Origin of the sequence: Candidatus Desulforudis audaxviator MP104C, from assembly GCF_000018425.1 — a bacterium.
GTDB lineage: Bacteria > Bacillota > Desulfotomaculia > Desulfotomaculales > Desulforudaceae > Desulforudis > Desulforudis audaxviator.
Genome location: NC_010424.1, coordinates 514,231 through 533,006 on the forward strand (window position 1 = coordinate 514,231; position 18,776 = coordinate 533,006).

Annotated in this window: 16 protein-coding genes; 14 read left to right on the top strand and 2 right to left on the bottom strand. The window is 64.1% G+C overall.

Annotated elements, in window-relative coordinates; all coding sequences use genetic code 11:
* Nucleotides 1-57: 57 nt before the first annotated feature.
* Together DAUD_RS02460 and DAUD_RS02465 are read left to right on the top strand one after the other, a co-directional pair.
* Nucleotides 58-1,479: an RtcB family protein gene (locus tag DAUD_RS02460; protein ID WP_012301612.1), complete on the top strand. Its 1,422-nt coding sequence runs from the start codon at nt 58-60 to the stop codon at nt 1,477-1,479.
* 5 nt (nt 1,480-1,484) lie between these two features.
* Nucleotides 1,485-2,957, top strand: a complete 1,473-nt coding sequence (locus DAUD_RS02465) for a CCA tRNA nucleotidyltransferase (RefSeq protein ID WP_012301613.1) — start codon at nt 1,485-1,487, stop codon at nt 2,955-2,957.
* A gap of 367 nt (nt 2,958-3,324) precedes the next feature.
* Here the strand turns inward: DAUD_RS02465 and thiM are convergent, their stop codons facing one another.
* Complete coding sequence (gene thiM, locus DAUD_RS02470; RefSeq protein WP_012301614.1) at nt 3,325-4,146, bottom strand: hydroxyethylthiazole kinase; 822 nt, start codon at nt 4,144-4,146, stop codon at nt 3,325-3,327.
* Between the two features lie 359 nt (nt 4,147-4,505).
* Between thiM and DAUD_RS02475 the strand changes: the two genes are divergently transcribed.
* Both DAUD_RS02475 and mgtE read left to right on the top strand, forming a co-directional pair.
* Nucleotides 4,506-5,363 carry a C40 family peptidase gene (locus DAUD_RS02475; protein ID WP_012301615.1) on the top strand — a complete coding sequence of 286 codons (858 nt, stop codon included), beginning with the start codon at nt 4,506-4,508 and terminating at the stop codon, nt 5,361-5,363.
* 453 nt (nt 5,364-5,816) lie between these two features.
* Entirely contained in the window at nt 5,817-7,169 is a 1,353-nt protein-coding gene (gene mgtE, locus DAUD_RS02480) for a magnesium transporter (RefSeq protein WP_012301616.1), read from the top strand.
* On the opposite strand, the gene DAUD_RS02485 is transcribed toward mgtE, so the two are convergent.
* Complete coding sequence (locus tag DAUD_RS02485) at nt 7,166-7,789, bottom strand: UbiX family flavin prenyltransferase (RefSeq protein ID WP_012301617.1); 624 nt, start codon at nt 7,787-7,789, stop codon at nt 7,166-7,168. The two genes, mgtE and DAUD_RS02485, sit on opposite strands and share 4 nt — an antisense overlap.
* Before the next feature lie 67 nt (nt 7,790-7,856).
* Here DAUD_RS02485 and recO point away from each other — a divergent pair, with 67 nt between their 5' ends.
* From recO to rpoD, 10 genes are all read left to right on the top strand, one after another.
* The gene (recO, locus tag DAUD_RS02490) at nt 7,857-8,606 is read left to right on the top strand and encodes a DNA repair protein RecO (protein WP_012301618.1); all 750 of its coding nucleotides are present in this window, start codon (nt 7,857-7,859) and stop codon (nt 8,604-8,606) included.
* Nucleotides 8,607-8,748: 142 nt separating this feature from the next.
* Nucleotides 8,749-9,636: a glycine--tRNA ligase subunit alpha gene (gene glyQ, locus DAUD_RS02495; RefSeq protein ID WP_012301619.1), complete on the top strand. Its 888-nt coding sequence runs from the start codon at nt 8,749-8,751 to the stop codon at nt 9,634-9,636.
* Complete coding sequence (gene glyS, locus DAUD_RS02500; protein ID WP_012301620.1) at nt 9,626-11,692, top strand: glycine--tRNA ligase subunit beta; 2,067 nt, start codon at nt 9,626-9,628, stop codon at nt 11,690-11,692. Before glyQ ends, glyS begins: the two co-directional genes overlap by 11 nt.
* A 132-nt stretch (nt 11,693-11,824) precedes the next feature.
* Nucleotides 11,825-12,475, top strand: a complete 651-nt coding sequence (locus DAUD_RS02505) for a helix-turn-helix transcriptional regulator (protein ID WP_200858721.1) — start codon at nt 11,825-11,827, stop codon at nt 12,473-12,475.
* A gap of 41 nt (nt 12,476-12,516) precedes the next feature.
* A complete protein-coding gene (locus DAUD_RS02510; protein ID WP_012301622.1) occupies nt 12,517-13,326 on the top strand; it encodes a pyruvate, water dikinase regulatory protein in 810 nt (269 codons plus the stop codon).
* 3 nt (nt 13,327-13,329) lie between these two features.
* The gene (thpR, locus tag DAUD_RS02515) at nt 13,330-13,917 is read left to right on the top strand and encodes an RNA 2',3'-cyclic phosphodiesterase (RefSeq protein WP_012301623.1); all 588 of its coding nucleotides are present in this window, start codon (nt 13,330-13,332) and stop codon (nt 13,915-13,917) included.
* 23 nt (nt 13,918-13,940) lie between these two features.
* Nucleotides 13,941-14,561 (top strand): flavodoxin family protein, encoded by a 621-nt coding sequence (locus tag DAUD_RS02520; RefSeq protein ID WP_012301624.1) that lies wholly within the window; start codon nt 13,941-13,943, stop codon nt 14,559-14,561.
* Between the two features lie 68 nt (nt 14,562-14,629).
* Entirely contained in the window at nt 14,630-15,652 is a 1,023-nt protein-coding gene (locus tag DAUD_RS02525) for a deoxyguanosinetriphosphate triphosphohydrolase (protein ID WP_012301625.1), read from the top strand.
* A gap of 28 nt (nt 15,653-15,680) precedes the next feature.
* Nucleotides 15,681-17,480 (top strand): DNA primase, encoded by a 1,800-nt coding sequence (gene dnaG, locus DAUD_RS02530; RefSeq protein ID WP_012301626.1) that lies wholly within the window; start codon nt 15,681-15,683, stop codon nt 17,478-17,480.
* 16 nt (nt 17,481-17,496) lie between these two features.
* Nucleotides 17,497-18,579, top strand: coding sequence for an RNA polymerase sigma factor RpoD (gene rpoD, locus DAUD_RS02535; RefSeq protein WP_012301627.1), 1,083 nt, complete (start codon nt 17,497-17,499; stop codon nt 18,577-18,579).
* The last annotated feature ends 197 nt before the right edge of the window (nt 18,580-18,776 follow it).

The window sequence follows — 18,776 nt, forward strand, 5'->3', positions numbered from 1 at the left end:
CCCACCGGGTATGCTATCATAGATAGGCGAATAGTTTAGGGTGGGAGCGTGACGGAGATGGAACTGGTCCGGGACGGCAAAAACCGCTACCGTCTTGTCCGCACGGGCAAGATGCGGGTGGACGCGGTGGTCTACGTCAACGAGGTGCTGCTGCCGCTGCTGCGGGATGACAAGAGCCTGGAGCAACTGGCCCACGCGGCCATGCTGCCCGGGGTGATCAACCCGGTGGTCGGCATGCCCGACATCCACGAGGGTTTCGGCCTGCCCATCGGCGGCGTGATGGCGGTGGGTGAGGACGGCGTGATTTCGGCCGGGGCTGTTGGGATGGACATAAACTGCGGCGTCCGCTTGATCCGCACCGATCTGCGGGTGCGGGAGGTCCCCGTCCCGCAGCTCAAAAACCTGATGCTCACCGTCGAGGACTACGTGCCCACGGGGGTGGGCAAGAAAAGCAAGCACGGGGAGCTCTCGCGGCGGCTCTTTGAGCGAGTGGCCAGGACCGGGGTCCGCGCCCTGGTGGAACAGGGTGTGGGTGCCGCGGCCGACCTGGAATATATTGAAGAGGGCGGCTGCCTGGCGGGCGCCGATCTGGACGCCGTGAGCCGCGAGGCCTACAAGCGCGGCGAGACGCAGTTGGGCACGCTGGGGGGCGGCAACCACTTCATCGAATTCCAGGAGGTGGCTGAACTCCTAGAGCCCGCGCTGGCCGAACGTTGGGGACTCTTCCCCGGACAGCTGACGGTGATGATTCACACCGGTAGCCGCGGTTTCGGGCACCAGATCTGCACCGACTTCAGCCGGAGCCACGTGACGGCCGCCAAGAAGTATGGGATCGAACTGCCCAATAAAGGGTTGGCCTGCGCTCCGAGCAACTCCCCGGAGGGGCGGCAGTATTTTCAAGCCATGGCCTGCGCGGTCAACTTCGCGTTTGCCAACCGGCACCTGATCAGTCACGACGTCGGCCGCGCCTTCGCCGACGTATTCCGGAAAGAGCCGGAGAAACTGGGCTTCGGGCTAGTTTACGACGTGGCGCACAACATCGCCAAGTGGGAGCGCCACGGGGGGCGGAAGGTGCTGGTGCACCGCAAGGGGGCGACCCGGGCGCTGCCGCCCGGGCACGAGGACAACCCCCGTCCCTACCGGGAGACCGGACACCCGGCCCTCATCCCGGGCAGCATGGGCACTTCCTCGTACGTGCTGGCCGGTACCGAGCGGGCGGCGGCGACCTTTTTCTCGGTCAACCACGGGGCCGGGCGGGTGCTTTCGCGGGGCGCGGCGGAACGCACCATCAGCCGCGAGCAGTTCGAGGAATCCATGGGGGCGGTGCTGTACAACATCCGCAATTTCAAGGAAATCGTCGATGAGTCGCCGCTCGCTTATAAAGACGTCGACCAGGTGGTCCAGACCCTGGCCGAAATCGGACTAACCAGGAAGGTAGCCCGGCTGCGGCCCCTGGCGGTCATCAAGGGAAAGGACTGAGGCCGGTGTTTTCACCCGGGGTGCGCAAGGTGCTGGACATCATCACGGCGGCGGGGCGCGAGGCGTACGTGGTCGGGGGCGCCGTCCGCGACCTGCTGCTCGGGCGCGAGCCCAAGGAGTTCGACGTCTGCACCGATGCGTGCCCGCGAGAAGTGTTGACCCTGGCGGCCGAGAACCGGATCAAGGCCTTCAAGAAAGGGGCCGCCTTCGGGGTGATCTCATGGATTCTGGACGATGAGGAGATCGAGATTGCCACTTTCCGGACCGAGTTCTACGGGAACGACGCCCACCGCCCGGAGAAGGTGGAGTTCGTCTGGGCCCTGGAGGACGACCTGGCGCGGCGCGACTTCACCGTGAACGCAATCGCCATGCGCGCCGACGGCAGCATCGTCGACCCGTTTGAAGGCCGCCCCGACCTGGAGGCGGGCGTGCTGCGGGCCGTGGGTGACCCAGAGGAACGGTTTGGGGAGGACGCCTTGCGGATGTTCCGCGCCTGCCGTTTTGTGGCCGAATACGGCTTCACCCTGGCTCCGGAGACCAAGGCAGCCATCCCGCGGGCCCTGCACCGGGTGGCCGGGCTGTCGGTGGAGCGGGTGCGGGACGAGATCTACCGCACGCTCATGGCGGAGCACGCCGCGGCGGGGCTGGAGTTAATGCGTGAAACGGGGCTTTTGTCCGCTGACTGCCGGGGGCGAGTGAACGGTTTCGACACGGCCGTTCCGGTGCTCCCGGAGCTTGCGCGCCTGGCCGGTGTAGCTCAGAACCCCGAATACCACCAGTTCGACGTGTGGGAACACACCCTGCGGGTGGTGTCCAACGTGCCGGCCGAGCCGGCGCTCCGCTGGGCGGCCCTCCTGCATGACGTGGCCAAGGGGCTGCCGGAGGTGCGCGGGACCAACCGGCGCGGCCTGCCGACCGACTATGGGCACGCCCGGAAGGGGGCCCAGATCACCGGCCGGATCATGGAGCGCCTGCGTTTCCCGCCGGCCTTCGCGCGGCGGGTGACCTGGCTGGTACGGAACCACATGCGTTTTCCGGAACTGGAAGAGCGGTTTGTACTCCGCTGGCTGAAGAGCCTGGCGCCCGACTTCCACAACCGGCAAGAACTGCTAGAGGCGGTGGGGGAATGCCTGGCGTTGCGGCGCGCCGACCTTTTGGGGGGTAAGGTGGACTCGTTGGCGGTCCTGGACGGAAACCAGCGGCTTGAGGAAATGGTGAAAGACGTCATGTGGCGGGTACCGTTCTTTCCCGAGGATCTGGCCATCACCGGGGGTGAGGTGGCCGCTCTGGTCGGCCGGGGCCCGCAGGTCAAGCAGGTGATGGAGGACCTAGTGGTGCGGGTACAGGGCGGACAACTGGACAATCACCCGGGGGTCCTGAAAGAGGCGGTGGAAAAAAAGGCCTGGCGCAGAAAGATGTCCGGCGATAACCAGGAACCGTCACACCCGCGGAAGATGCGCGACCGTTCTCCTTCCTGAGAAGCCGGGCCCTAGCCGGGCGTAGTGTTTCAGGGGTGGCACCAGGGTTTATCAGGGGGCGGGGAAGCCGGCACAGAGGCGATGGATCGGTTTGGTGGCAGACTAAACGGGGGCGTGACCCAAAGCAAAAGGGATCACGCCCCGTTCTGTTGTCTGGTGGAACCCCTTGTGCAAGTGGTCCTGTCTAAACGCAAGTTTCCGGAAAGTGTACTTCTACCATCCTGACCCGCTGACCCGCCGGGGTATCCTTTCAATCTCTGCCGGGAATGACCTTGCACCCCGGGCGGCGATCTTCGACGGAGAATTCAGCGGGTGGTGGCTTTTGTTATCATCGGCCTTTCCCAGGGGCGTTCTTCAAGAAGATGCCTTAGGGCTGGCGCAGCCGTTCCACCCGCGCACCCTCGGCGACTTGTTCCGGGGTCAGGCTGTAAATCCGGTCCAGAAGGGCGGTCCGAAAACTGGCCGGTCCACGGGCCTCCCGGGCGGCCAGTTCCGCCGCCAGGCCGTAGGCGGCCAGCGCACCGGCGGCGGCTACCAAAAAGTCGGGCTCCACGGCGGCAAAGGCCGCGACCAGCGCGGTGGCCATGCAGCCGGAGCCGGTAATGGTGGTCAGCCACTCGTGACCGTTGTCCACAACCAACACCCGTCCCCCGTCGGTGACGATGTCGCGCTGCCCCGTGATCACGGTTACGGTGTTGTACCGGTGTGCCAGCACCCCGGCCGCGGCTGCGGGGTTAGCCACGCCTTCCACACTTTCTACGCCGCGGACTACGCCGCCGGCACCGCTTAAGGTGCCGATCTCACCCGAGTTGCCGCGTATCACCGCGACCCGTAGCCCGCCCAGCAGCCGTAGACAGGTCTCCGTGCGGTAGGCGGTGGCCCCCGCGCCCACCGGGTCGAGCACCACCGGGATGCCCGATTCGTTTGCCCGGCGGCCGGCGAGCAACATGGCGTCCACCCAGGCCGGACTCAAGGTGCCGATGTTGAGGACCAGCGCCCCGGCCAGGCCGGTCATTTCGGCGGCTTCCTCGGTCGTGTGGGCCATCACCGGCAACGCGCCCACGTGCAGGGTCACGTTGGCGGTGTCGTTCATTACGACGTAGTTGGTAATGTGGTGAACCAATGGTTTGGTGGCGCGGATGCGTGCCAGGGCATTCGCAAAGCGCAGTCTCAATTCGCTTACGTTCACGGACCACTTCCCCCTTTCGATAATACCCCAGTATACCGCCTGATCAGCGCGGTGTCCACATGCCTGCCCCGGCCCCAGGACTGACCCCGGCCCGCGGCTCATATCCGGCACCGTTCTTCCCGACCGGCAAAAAACGGCGGGACGCAGCGTTCTTCACAGTCCGGCGATTCTATCCGTATTATGCAGGAAAATGCGGTAGACGTGCAGGAACTTTCCAGGATGGTGCCGAATTACCTTTTGGAGCGGACCCAAGCCAGCAGATTGTCACTACGGGGGGGTGCCGCTTCTTGAAATCCGGAACCGGATCTTTGGTCAAGCGATTCTGCCTCATTCTTCTATCCGCGGGATTAATCTGCGGCTTGACTGGTCTGCCCTTCGCCGGGGTGGAAACTGTGGCCCCGGCCGCCGCCACCCAGCCCCAGACTCATTACATAGTAAAAAGCGGCGACTCGCTGTGGACCATCGCCCGCCGGCTGGGCACCTCGGTTGCCGCCCTCAAGCGGGCCAATAATCTGCGAAGCGACTTGATTTTCCCCAACCAGGTTCTGGTGATTCCGGTAACGGCCGTTTCGGCGCCGGCAGCGCCGGCGGCGGCTGCGTCCCCGGCTGAAGCCCAAAACGACGCAGCCGAGAAAATACCCCCGATCAACGAGTACACGGTGCAGGCGGGGGATACCCTGTGGTCGATCGCGCAAAAGCTCGGTGTCGATCCGGGGGCTCTGAAGCGCGCTAACAACGTGCAGAATGACTTTCTGGAAATCGGTCAAGCATTGATCATTCCCGAGCCGGGGGCCGGCACGCCGGCCTCGCACAGGGTGCCCAACCCGATGCCCAGCCGTTCCGGCGACCGCATGCAAATCATCCTGGATTACGCCCGCACCCTGGAGGGGCACCCCTACCGCTGGGGGGGTAACAGCCCGGGCGGGTTTGACTGTTCCGGTTTTGTTTACCACGTGTTTGAACACCACGGGATCTCTCTTCCCCGGACCTCCTACGCCATGTTTGGGGTCGGCACCCCGGTGAGCCGGTCGGAACTCTGTCCTGGCGACCTGGTCTTCTTCACCACCTACCGCGCCGGCGCTTCCCACGTCGGGATTTTCTACGGCAACGAGATGTTCCTGCACGGCAGCTCTGCCGGGGGCGCGGTGATCTGGACCAGCCTTGACACCCCTTACTACAGCGCCCGTTTTCTCGGCGGCCGGCGGGTTTTGCCCTAGCTGGAAGCCTACGGGAGCACTCCCCATTATTTCACGGCGATCGTGTGCCGTATACCGCAAAATGCAGCTCAAGCGACGTAACCCTCACACAAGCAAGGTATCTAGAAGGGCCTAAGTGGGGAACGCTTTTGAGAAACGGATTTCTCACACCGGCGGCTGTTCGGTATCCCTGATATGGAAGTCGGAGGCCGGAGGCCGGAAGTCAGACCTTGAAGGAAATCACTGCCGGCGATTTCCGGTCTGGAATATTAGGGCTGCCTTCTGCTTTGAAGCGTTGCTCCGGTGCTGTGCTTTATTTTCGCCTCCGGTTCTGCTAGTCTTGGACGTTGTCCGATGGGCGGCGGGAAACTCTTCCGGGCGTTCCCGCGCCGCGCCGAACGCTGGGCGTTTTGGTCCGTTGACAATGGAGGAAAAAGCTGATACATTGAGTGTGGCCTAATAGGGGTGATGAATATGGGGAATATTAAAGAAGTGCGCGGGAAAATCCACGATTTTCTCGTTGAGGGCGACTACGAGCCTCTGGAAGAGTTCCTACTCGAGGTCCACTACGCGGACCTCGCTGAAATTCTGCGTACCTTTGAGCTTGATGAGCGGGTGGAGTTGCTGCGCCACCTGGATCGGGAACGCGCGGCCCAGGTGCTTTCCGAGCTGGACCGCGACGAGATCACCCCGCTCTTGAAGGGTCTGGGGCGGAAGGCTAGCGCCCAGATCCTCCAGGAGATGCCTACCGACGACGCCGCCGACCTTTTGGGCGAACTACCGGAAGACGAACAGGAACGATACCTGAGACTGATGTCCGACCCCGAGGCCGAGGACGTGGCCGAGCTTCTGGAGTACGGCGCCGAAACGGCCGGCGGGATTATGACCACCGAGTTCGTCGCTGTCAACAAGGAGTTGACGACCGACGAGGCCATCCAGGTTGTGCGGCGCACGGCGCAGGAAGCCGAGACCGTGTACTACGTGTACGTGGTGAACGATCAAAACCAACTGGTAGGGGTCGTCTCTCTGCGCGAGATGATTCTGGCCGCCCCGGGGGCCAGAATCGAAGAGATCATGCGTACCGGCCCGATCCGGGTGAACGTGGGTACCGACCGGGAGGAAGTGGCCCGGGTGGTGGCGAAGTACGACTTCCTGGCCGTCCCCGTGGTGAACGACGATGAACAACTGCTGGGGATCGTCACGGTGGACGACGTCCTGGACGTTATCGAAGAAGAAGCAACGGAGGACTACCTGCGCCTGGCCAGCGTGCACCAAGAACGGTACCTGGAGCTGAGCGTCGTGCAGCGGGCCCGCCGCCGTCTGCCCTGGCTGATGGCCTTGCTCTTCGGTGCGGTGTTGGCTGGCAGCGTGGTCCAGTTTTATGAAGACACGCTGGCCGGGGTGGTGGCACTGGCTTTTTTCATGCCGGTCATCGCCGGCGGCCCGGGCAACGTGGGCACCCAGACCATGGCCGTCATGGTACGGGGGCTGGCTACTGGCGAGGTGGATGCCCGGCGGGTGACGCGGGTGATTTTCAAGGAGATCCAGGTCGGGATGATCGTGGGGGGGGTGAGCGGGCTGGTCCTGGCCGGGATCGCCGCGTTGTGGCTGGATTCGGCGCTGCTGGGCCTGGTGGTGGGGACGTCCCTGGCCGCGGCCATGACCACGGCCACCGCGATCGGGACCTTGTTTCCTCTCTTGATCAGCCGGCTGGGGGTTGACCCGGCGCTGGCATCCGGACCGTTCATTACGACGGTGATGGACGTGATCAGCCTGATGATCTACTTTACGGTGGCCACCCTGATCTTCTTCCGGTTTATAGGCTAGCCGGTTTCGGGGGGTTTGGGCCCGGATCCGGACGGGGATGCGGACGTGAACCCGGACAGGCGGTACCTGTCTCCCCATCCGTCGGCCAGGTTGTGTTTCACGCCCAACTGGTCCAGCACCCGGGCCGTGGTGTGCCGCACCAGGTCGTCGATAACAACGGGCCGCAGATAGAAAGCGGGCACCGGGGGCATGATGGTCACTCCGATCCGGGCCAGCTTGAGCATGTTTTCCAGGTGAATGGGGCTCAAGGGGGTTTCCCGCGGCAGCAGCACCAGGCGCCGCCGCTCCTTGATGGTGACGTCGGCCGCGCGCTGGATCAGGTTTTCGGCGTAGCCGTGGGCGATGGCGGCCAGGGTTTTCATGCTGCACGGGGCGATCACCATGCCGTCGTGCCGGAAAGAACCGCTGGCGATATCGGCATCGAAGTCGTCTTCAGTGTAGGAGAACGGGGTGTACCCGGCCACCAGGTCGGGGTCCAGCCCGGTTTCCTGCCGGATGATGTAACGGGCGGCCCGGCTGATGATCAAGCGGGTTTCGACGTTGTGTGCCGTCAGTTCCCGCAGCACACTGATGCCGTAAAGCGCCCCCGAGGCGCCCGTGATGGCCACGACGATCCGCATCCGGTGATCGAGCCTCCCTTCTCGAAAGATTGTACTTGATCAGCGCGATAAAGGAAAGTGTCGTCCGGTGAAACAGTACCAGACCGAGGCCATCGTGCTGCGGGCGTCGGCCGTCCGGGAGGCCGACCGGACGCTCGTGCTCCTGACCCGCGACCGGGGAAAGCTGAGGGTCTGGGCCCACGGGGCGGCCCGGCCGACGAGCCGGAAACGCGGCGCCGTGCAGCCCTTCTGCCGGTCCCGGTTCCTGCTGGAACGGGGGCGGGAGATAGATGTGGTGCGGCAGGCGGAGGCCCTGGAGGAGTTCCCCGCGCTGCACGCCGACCTGGAAGCCCTTGCCCTGGCGGGCTACGTGTGCGAGTTGGCCGAGGGCTTTGCGGCGGAAGGCCAAGCCGAACCCGGGATCTACGGGCTCTTGCTCCAGGTGCTGCGGCGGCTGGCGGAAGACAAAAGCGGCCTGCCGGTGCGGTTTTTCGAGGCCCGGATTCTGGCGCTTACCGGTTTCGGCCCCGAGTTGGGATCTTGTGCGGGCTGTGGGGCGCAGCCTGTGGTGCCGGCCCGTTTCAGCCCGGCCTTGGGGGGCGTCCTGTGCCGGGGGTGTCGGGACCGGGACCCGCCCGCCCGTCCCTGCAGGTCCGCTGTGGTCCAGGTGCTAGGCAAGCTGCTGGAGTGGCCGCTGGACCGGCTGAAGGTGCTGCGCATCGACGCGGCGACTGGGCGGGAAGTGGCCGACATTCTCCAGGCCTGTGTCTGCCACCATCTGGAGAGAGAGCCCCGCAGCCTGGCCTTCCTGCGTAAAATGGGCATCTCCTCAAGTTAGAGGTCAGGACCAGGGTTCCGACCTCGCTGCTTTCCTCTGGAAACTAAAGTTAGGATCCTGATCCTTAACTTAAAAGTCAAAGAAGGTAAAAAGGGGCCTGGCCCCTTTTTCGGAAACCCCTTTTTCGGAAAGGTGAGTGGAAGTGGACTTTCAGGAGCTGATTATGACGCTGGACCGGTTCTGGGGGGACCGGGGCTGCATCATCCAGCAGCCTTACGACGTGGAGAAGGGTGCCGGCACCATGAACCCGGCCACCTTCCTGCGGGTGCTCGGGCCCGAACCCTGGAACGTTGCCTATGTGGAGCCGTCCCGGCGGCCGACCGACGGCCGCTACGGCGAGAACCCCAACCGCCTGCAGCACTACTACCAGTACCAAGTGATCCTGAAACCGTCCCCCGACGACGTGATCGAGGTTTATCTCGACAGCCTGCGGGCCATTGGGATCAACCCCCTGGAACACGACATCCGCCTGGTGGAGGACAATTGGGAGTCGCCCACCCTGGGGGCCTGGGGCCTGGGCTGGGAGGTCTGGCTGGACGGCATGGAGATCACCCAGTTCACCTACTTCCAGCAGTGCGGCGGTTTCGACCTGAAGCCGGTTTCGGCCGAGATTACCTACGGGCTGGAACGGCTGGCCCTTTATCTGCAGGGCCGCGACAGCGTGTTCGACATCACCTGGACGGGTGATATCACCTACCGCGACGTGCACTTCCAGGGCGAGGTGGAGCACTCCCGGTACAACTTCGAAATCGCGGACGTGGAGCTTCTTCACGACCTGTTCGAAGGGTATGAGCGGGAAGCCCAGGCGGTCCTGGAACAGCAGCTGGTGCTGCCGGCCTACGACTATGTGCTCAAATGCTCCCACGTTTTCAACCTGCTGGACGCCCGGGGGGCGATCAGCGTGACCGAGCGGACCGGCTATATTGCCCGGGTGCGGGCGCTGGCCCGCGATTGCGCCAAAGCCTACGTTGCCCAGCGTGAACGGCTTGGTTTTCCACTTCTAAAAGGAGGTGCGCCGGATGGCCGCTGACCTTGTGCTGGAAATCGGGACCGAGGAGATCCCGGCCCGTTTCCTGCCCCCGGCGCTTGCGGAACTGGCCGAAAAGGGCCGCGCCCTGCTGGCGGAATACCGCCTGGCCTATGCGGACCTGGCGGCGTACGGTACGCCGCGGCGCCTGACCCTCTACGTCCGGGACCTGGCCGGCGACCAGGCCCCCCTGGTTCAGGAAATAAAGGGACCGCCCAAGAAAGCGGCGTTTGACATTGACGGGGTGCCCACCAAGGCGGCGCTCGGTTTCGCCCGGAGCCAGGGTGTGGCCGTGGAAGACCTGGTGACGCGGGCGGTGGGCCCCGTGGAATACGTCTACGCGGTGCGGCAGGAGACCGGACGGCCGGCCGCGGAGATCCTAGCCGAGCTCGGCCCCCGGCTGATCGGGGCGCTTGTTTTCCCCAGGCCGATGCGCTGGGGCGACCAGGATTTCCGGTTCGTGCGCCCGATCCGGTGGATTCTCTGTGTCCACGGCGACCGGGTAATCGAGTTCACGGTCGCCGGAGTCCGGTCTGGACCTCACACCTGGGGGCACCGCTTCCTGAGCGCCGGGCGCCTGCTGGTCACGACTGCCGGCGACTATTTCACCCTCCTGGAAGAAAACTTCGTGATTGTAGACCCGGCGCGCCGCCGGGAAATGGTGTGGGAACAGGTCCGGGCAGCCGCGGCGGCGGAGAGCGGCACGGTTGCGGACGACCCCGAGCTTTTGGCCGAGGTGGCCGATCTCCTGGAGTATCCCTCCGCTTTTTGCGGGTGCTTCCCGGAGAGCTACCTTGAACTCCCCGAGCCCGTGCTGGTCACCCCTATGCGCGAGCACCAGCGGTACTTCCCGGTGCGAGACGGCACCGGGCGGCTGATGCCGTTCTTCGTCGGGGTGCACAACGGGACGGCCGAGCACCTGAACCTGATCCGGTCCGGGAACGAGAAGGTGTTGCGGGCGCGGTTGGCCGATGCCGCCTTCTTCTTCCGCGAGGACCTGGAGGTGCCTCTGCCCGACCGGGGACCGGAACTGAAAAAAGTGGTGTTCCAGGAGAGCCTGGGCACCATGCACGAGAAAGTGGAACGCCTGACGGCCTTGGCCGGGTATTTGTCGTCCGCCCTTGGGCTGGACGAAACCGAGCGCGCCCAGGCGCACCGGGCGGCAGTCCTTTCCAAGAACGACCTCTTGACCAGCATGGTGTACGAGTTTCCGGAGTTGCAGGGCATTATGGGCCGGGAGTACGCCCTGCGCGCCGGGGAGGCGCCGGCGGTGGCCGAGGCGATCCGTGAGCAGTACCTGCCCGCCCCGGGCGGGGAAGAGCTGCCCGCGACCCGCGCCGGTCTGGTGCTGGCCCTGGCCGACCGGGCGGACAACCTGGTGGGGGCCTTCGGGATGGGCGTCCAGCCCACCGGGTCCCAGGATCCGTACGCCTTAAGGCGCCAGGCCCTCGGCATCTGCCACCTCCTGCTGGACACGCCGGCCTACCTTGACCTGGACGACTTTTTCCGGGAGGCGTATGCCGCCTACGGCGGGCGGCTGACTGTGGAGGCCGGGGAGGTGGCGGCGCAGTTGGCGGATTTCTTCGGGCAGCGCCTGCGGGTCCTGTTCCAGGACCGGGGCCTTTCTTACGGGGTGGTGGAAGCGGCCCTGGCGGCCGGCCACGCCGACGTCCGGGACGCTTGGGAGCGGGCCACGGCGGTGGCGACCTTCCAGTCGCACCCGGCTTTCGCGGACATCTCCACCGCCTTCACCCGGGCGAACAACCTGGCCAAGAACGCCGCCGGCACCCGGGTCGAGCCGGCACTTTTCAAAGACCCGGTGGAACACACCCTGTACCAGGCCTTTCTTCAGGTGCGGGAGCAGGTCGAAGCCCAGATCGCCCGACGCCGGTACGGTGCGGCCCTGGCCGCGCTGGCGGAACTGCGCGAGCCGGTGGACCGCTTCTTTGACGGAGTCATGGTGATGGTCGAGGAAGCGGCCGTGCGGGAAAACCGCCTGGCTCTTTTACGCTTGGTGGCCGATCTGTTCAAGGGCATCGCGGACCTGTCAAAGTTCTAAACTGTAAAATCATCCCGGCGGCGGCTTTCCGCCTGCAGGAAAACCGGGTCGAAAGATAGTATTTAAGGTTAGCATTGTGCACATATATTCGGCCGTAACGGAGTATTGGTATGGCATATTGCTCCGGTGGGAGTGATGAACTTGGAGCTGACCAAACGTCAAGAAGCGATTCTGGAAATTGTCAGGAGCAATGGACCGATCACCAGCGAACAGATCGCCGACCGGCTTTCCCTGACACGGGCCACCCTGCGCCCCGACTTGGCCATTCTGACTATGGCCGGCCTCCTGGAAGCCCGTCCCCGCGTCGGCTACTTTTTCAGCGGCAAGTCCCCGAACCGCATTGTGGCCCAGAAGCTTCGCCGGATTGAAGTGGGAACCGTCATGTCCCGCCCCGTGGTCGTGCAGGACGACTCGTCCACCCACGACGCCATCGTGGCCATGTTCCTGGAAGACTGCGGCACTCTGTTTGTGGTTGACGAGCAGGGTTTGCTGCAGGGTGTGGTGTCCCGTAAGGACCTTTTGAAGTTGAACATGGGTGGACCCCAAGACCTGCAAAAACTGCCGGTCGGGATCGTGATGACCCGGATGCCCAACATCGTTACGGTGGAGGCCGGGGACTCGGTCTGGACCGCGGCTAAGAAACTGGTGGTACACGAGGTGGACGCCGTGCCGGTTACGCGGCGGGTGGCCAGGTCGGACGGGAAGGACGGTCTGGAAGTGGTTGGGCGCTTAAGCAAAACAAATATTACCCGGCTCTTCGTCGAACTCGGAGAGAGTACGTAAAGGAGGAGTTTGCGATCGCTGATCTAGAACACACCCGCCCGGTGGTTTACGTGGTATCCGATTCGGTCGGGGAGACGGCCGAGATGGTCACCCGGGCGGCGGTCAGCCAGTTCAACCACGGGCACCTGGAGATCAGGCGGGTGCCGTATCTGAACGAGCCGGAAGATATCCGCGAAATCGTGGAAGAGGCCGCCGGTTTTGCCAGTATCATCGTGTTCACGCTGGTGCAGCCGAACCTGCGGGAGATTCTAGTCCAGGAGGCCGGCGCCCGGAACATTCGGGCCGTGGACGTCATGGGCCCGCTGATCGAGGCCCTGGGCACGATCACTACCACCACGCCACGCCTGGAACCGGGCCTCATGCGCAAAGTCGACGAGGAGTACTTCCGGCGGGTGGAGGCCATTGAATTCGCGGTGAAGTACGACGACGGGAAGGACCCCCGCGGCATCATCCAGGCGGACCTGGTGGTGCTCGGCGTCTCCCGCACCGGCAAGACCCCGCTGTGCATGTACCTGGCGCACAAGCGGATCAAGGCGGCCAACATCCCGCTGGTTCCGGAGGTGGCCCCGCCGGAGGAGATCTTCACCCTGCCGCCGCACCGGCTGATCGGGCTGAACGTCAATCCCCAGCAGCTGGTGGATATCCGCAGGGAGCGCCTGAAAGCCCTGGGCCTGCCGGCGGACGCCGGCTACGCGCGCAGTGAGCGCGTTTTAAAAGAACTGGCATACGCGCGCAAGGTCTTCCAGCGTTCCGGCTGTTCGGTGATCGACGTCACCAACAAGGCTGTCGAGGAGACAGCCGGCAAGGTGCTGGAGATCTACCACAAGGGCGAGCGCTATCGGTCTGAGTAACCAATGAGTGAGCTGCGCCTGTTCTGGGCCGTTAATCTGCCCGGCGGCTTAAAAGCCGAGTTGGGCCGGCTTCAGGCCGAACTGCAAAATTTGCCCGTCGACTTGAAATGGGTGGAGCAGGAAAACCTGCACCTGACGGTGAAATTTCTAGGTGAAGTTGACAGTTCCAGGGTGTCGGCCCTGACCCGGGCGGTTTCCGGTAGCGTATCCGGTCTGGTGCCGTTTTCGCTGGAATTGACGGGGTGGGGCACTTTCGGCCGCCCGCCGCGCGTGCTCTGGATCGGCGTGGGCGGCGCGGTGGAGAAGCTCCAGGAATTGTGGGTCCGGGTGGACCGGGCTCTTGCCCCGCTCGGCTTCCCGGCGGAGAAGTCCTTCTCGCCGCACCTGACCCTGGGGCGCCTGCGGTCCGCCCGGAACGTGGCCGCCCTGCGGGAGCGCGCCGGGGCCCTCGCGGCCGACCGCGGTTCCTGGGGCGGGTTTACGGTCGACCGGGTGGACCTGATGCAGAGCACCCTGACGCGTCAAGGTCCGGTATACCGGGTAGTCTCGACGGCCGCCTTGAGCGGCGGCTCCGGGCGAAAAACCGACTAGACACAAGGAAGCGAGGGATTGCCGTGCTGATAGTGGCCGTAAACGGCAGCCCGCGGAAGGACGGTAACACCGCCTACCTTCTCAAAGCCGCTCTGGACGAGGCGGGGGCCATGGGCGCCCAAACCGCCTACATCCAAGCTTCGGAGGTAATCAAGGAGGCGAAGATCCCGTTCTGCGCGCACTGCTCCACACCCTGCAAGGGCGTGTGTTACGAGGGGACCGCCCTGGCGGAGGCGTTGGACCTCCTGCGTGAGGCGGACGGGGTGATCTTGGGGAGCCCGGTCTATTTCGCCACCGTTTCGGCCCAACTCAAGGCGTTTTGGGACAAAACCCGCCGGCTGCGCAAGGACTTCGCACTCCTGAACGTGGTGGGCGGGGCGGTGGTCACTGGCGGTTCACGGTTCGGGGGGCAGGAGACCACCGTCCGCGCGCTGCACGATATGATGATGACCCAGGGGATGACGATCGTCGGAGACGGGCATTTGAGCGGGGACGCCGGGCACCAGGGCGCCTGCGCCCAACAGCCGGCCCGGGATGACTCCGAGGTAGACAAGCGCATGCGCCTGCTGGTGCGCCGGGTGGTGGAGGTGGCCCGGGCGACGGCCGAGCTTCGCCGGGCAGCCCGAACAGCCGCCAAGGGTTGAGAAAGCTCCCCGGGCCCCGGTGGCCCGGGGTTTTTTATCAGGTGAAAAGGTGAAAGGGGCGAGCACCTTTGCGCAAAGCCGAACTGCGCCACCGGACCGAGACGTGGGAGCGGGAAAGACTCTCGCCCTACGCCTGCCGCAGCGCCGAAAGCCGGGGGCGGGAGCGGCCGGAAGAGGAGTGCGACGTCCGGACCGCGTTTCAGCGGGACCGGGACCGGATCATCCACTCCAAGAGCTTCCGGCGGTTGAAGCACAAGACCCAGGTGTTCATCATCCCGGAGGGCGATCACTTCCGGACGCGCCTGACCCACACCCTGGAAGTGGCTCAAATCGCGCGGACGATTGCGCGCGCGCTCCAGTTGAATGAAGACCTGACCGAGGCCGTGGCCCTGGGCCACGATCTCGGGCACACCCCTTTCGGGCATACCGGTGAGGCCGCCTTGAACGAAGTACATCCGGGCGGGTTCCGGCACAATGAGCAGAGCCTCCGAGTGGTGGAGCGCCTGGAGGGCGAGAGCGGCTTAAACCTGACCTGGGAGGTGCGCGACGGGATCGCCAATCACACCGGGCCGCGGCGACCGGCGACTCTGGAGGGCCAGGTGGTGCGGGTGGCGGACCGGATCGCCTACATCAACCACGATATCGACGACGCCTTGCGCGGCGGGGTGCTGACCCTGGACCGGTTGCCGGCGGACTGCCTGGGAATCCTGGGGCGCTCCCACCGAACCCGGATCAACACCATGATCGTGGACCTGATCGAAACGAGCCGCGATCAGCCGGTGATCGCCATGAGCCCCCGCATCGGCGAGGCGATGGACCGCCTGCGGCAGTTCATGTTCGATAACGTATACATCAGTTCCGAGGCTAAGCGGGAAGAGGGCAAGGCCATGCACGTGGTGCAGTATCTTTACAGCTACTTCGTGGGTCGCCCGGAGGCGCTGCCAGCCGAGTTTCGGCGGCGGGCGGGGGAGGGCGGGTCCCGCGCGCAGGTGGTTTGCGACTATATCGCCGGAATGACGGACCGGTACGCGGTCGCCGTATTCCAGGATCTATTTGTGCCTCAAGGCTTCCCGGTGTGCCGGGAATCCTAAAAATTGTCGACACAGGGCAGGAAATTATATGGTCACACCGAATAGCTTATATGGCGGGCTGATTCCCGAAACCCTGGTGGAAGAAGTGTTTTCCCGGACGGATATCCTGGACGTGATCTCCGAGCACGTCCGCCTGGAGAAGAGGGGCCGCAACTACGTGGGGCTGTGCCCGTTCCACCAGGAGAAGACGCCCTCGTTTACGGTGACGCCAGCGCGTCAGATGTTCTACTGCTTTGGCTGCGGGGTGGGCGGCAACGTCTTCAGGTTCCTGATGCTGAAAGAGAACCTGAGCTTCCCCGAGAGCGTGCGGTTTCTGGCTGGCCGGGTGGGCGTGGACATCCCGGTCACCGTCTCCCCGCGGGAGGAGAAGTACGAGCGGTACTACCGGATCAACGAGTGGGCCCGGGATTTCTTCCGGCGGCGGCTGGAGGCGGGGGCGGATGCCGGCCGGGCTCGGTCCTACCTGGAGAAAAGGGGAATCACGCCCGAGATCCGGGACCAGTTCCAGCTTGGCTTCGCCCCATCCGAGTGGCAGGCGCTGACCGGGTTTTTGGAACACAAGGGCTGTACGCCCAGGGAACTGGTGGAGTTGGGGCTGGCGGCCAGGGGTGACAGAGGGTACTACGACCGCTTCCGGAATCGGATCATCTTCCCAGTGTGGAACGCGTCGGGTCGGGTGATCGGTTTCGGGGGGCGGGCGCTGGACGATAGCCAGCCCAAGTACCTGAATTCCCCCGAGACGCCGGTGTTCCACAAGGGGCAGGTCCTGTACGCCTTGCACCTGGCCCGGCCAGCAATGCGCGATGAGGGTCGGGCCGTGATTGTTGAGGGGTACCTGGACGCGATTGCGGCGCACCAGTTCGGGATCAGGAACGCGGTAGCCTCGCTGGGGACCAGCCTGACGCGGGAGCAGGGCCGACTGTTGATGCGGTACGCGATGGAGGTCCTGATCGCTTACGACGCGGACGCCGCCGGGGTCGCGGCCGCCATCCGCGGGCTGGACCTCCTGCAGGAACTCGGCTGCCGGGTCCGGGTGATTAGTGTGCCCGACGGCAAGGACCCCGACGATTTCCTGCGGGAAGAAGGGGTGGAGGGCTGGGTCCGGCTGACTCAATCGGCCACATCCCTCCTGGAGTACAAGTTGGTGCAGATCGGCGCCCGGACCGGCACGGCCACGGCCGCCGGCAAGCTGGCGGCCCTGCGGGAGATAATGCCTAACCTGCGCGCACTGTCGAGCGAGGTGGAACGAGAGGAAGGTTTTCAGATCGCGGCCCGGGCTCTCGGGCTGACCTGGGAAACAATACGCAGCGAATATGTCCGATTTGCGGCAAACACCCAAGTAAAATGGGCAAATTCGGATAATATTGCTAAAAACATGCATAATATACTTAAACTTACTAAACCGTCCCAGGTCAGGGAAAAAACCGAAACCGGCTTACTGCGCCTCGTGCTGCAAAACCCCCCGTTTTTGGAGACGGTCAAACAGGAGTTAGGAGAATACGTTTTCAGGGACGCCAGGTACCAGCGGATCTATGACGCCTGGTTACGGCGCCGGGATAGACCCGGGTTTGAGCCTGCCTTGCTGGCGAACTACCTGGAGGATGACGACCAGCAGGTCCTCACGGCTCTGATGGGACTGGAGACACCCGGAGAAGGGGAGAACTTGCGCGCCGAACTGTCGGCGTATATCAAGGCGGTCAAACGCCTGGACCACAAGGAACAGTTGCGGGAGCTGTTGAACGACGTCGCTGCGGCGGAAAAGGCGGGCGACCGTGACCGGGTGAACCGGTTGATGCGTAAAATTCAGGAGCTATCCAAGACACCCTAGAAAGGGGGGAGCAAGAGTGAAGGAAGAAGCGACGAACTTTATCCAGGACCTCGTTGAAAAGGGCAAGCAGCGCGGCACGCTGACTTATAACGAGGTGATGGACAGTCTGCAGGGGTTTGAGCTTACCCCCGACCAAATCGACGATGTGTACGAAAGACTGGCCGGAGAGGGGATCGAGGTAGTGCCGGAAGGTCCTGACCTGGCGGCCCTGGAGGAAGAGACACGCGAGGAAGATGTGGAGGAAGCTGAAATCGCGATCCCCGAAGGCGTTGACATAGACGATCCGGTACGGATGTACCTGAAAGAGATCGGGCGCATCCCGCTGTTGACTCCGGAGGAAGAAGTATCCCTCGCCAGGCGCATGGAGGCCGGTGACGACGAGGCCAAGCGGCGCCTGATCGAGGCCAACCTGCGCCTGGTGGTCAGCATCGCCAAGCGCTATGTGGGCCGGGGTATGCTGTTTCTCGACCTGATCCAGGAGGGAAACCTCGGTCTGATCAAGGCCGTCGAGAAGTTTGACTACAAGAAGGGCTACAAGTTCAGCACCTACGCCACCTGGTGGATCCGGCAGGCCATCACGAGGGCCATTGCCGACCAGGCCCGGACGATTCGGATTCCGGTACACATGGTCGAGACCATCAACAAACTGATCCGCATTTCCCGGCAGCTTTTACAGGAGCTCGGCCGCGAGCCGCTGCCCGAGGAGATCGCCCGGGAAATGGACATCTCGGAGGACAAGGTGCGCGAGATCCAGAAGATCGCGCAGGAGCCGGTGTCCCTCGAAACCCCGATCGGGGAGGAAGAGGACTCGCACCTGGGAGACTTCATTGAGGACCAGGACGCTCAGGCACCGGCCGAGGAAGCTTCCTTTACCTTGCTCCGGGAGCAGCTGGACGACGTTTTGAAGACCCTGACCGAAAGGGAGCAGCGGGTGCTGCGGTTGCGGTTCGGCCTCGACGACGGCCGGGCGCGTACTCTGGAAGAGGTCGGGCAGGAATTCGGGGTGACCCGGGAGCGCATCCGGCAGATCGAAGCCAAGACCCTCCGGAAGCTCCGACACCCCAGCCGAAGTAAGAAACTGAAGGACTACCTGGACTAGCGCGGACGGCCCCCACATTGACGGCGGGGCCGTTCTGAGTTATAATCAGTCTTGCTATCGTGGGCCCATAGCTCAACGGTCAGAGCATCCGGCTCAAGGCAGCGAGTCTAAGTCGGGTTTCCGATATGACTTGGCTGTCAAGGGCTGCCTGGAGAGCAATCTCCAGGTGAAACCTGCCAAATTCGGGGAAGCCTAAA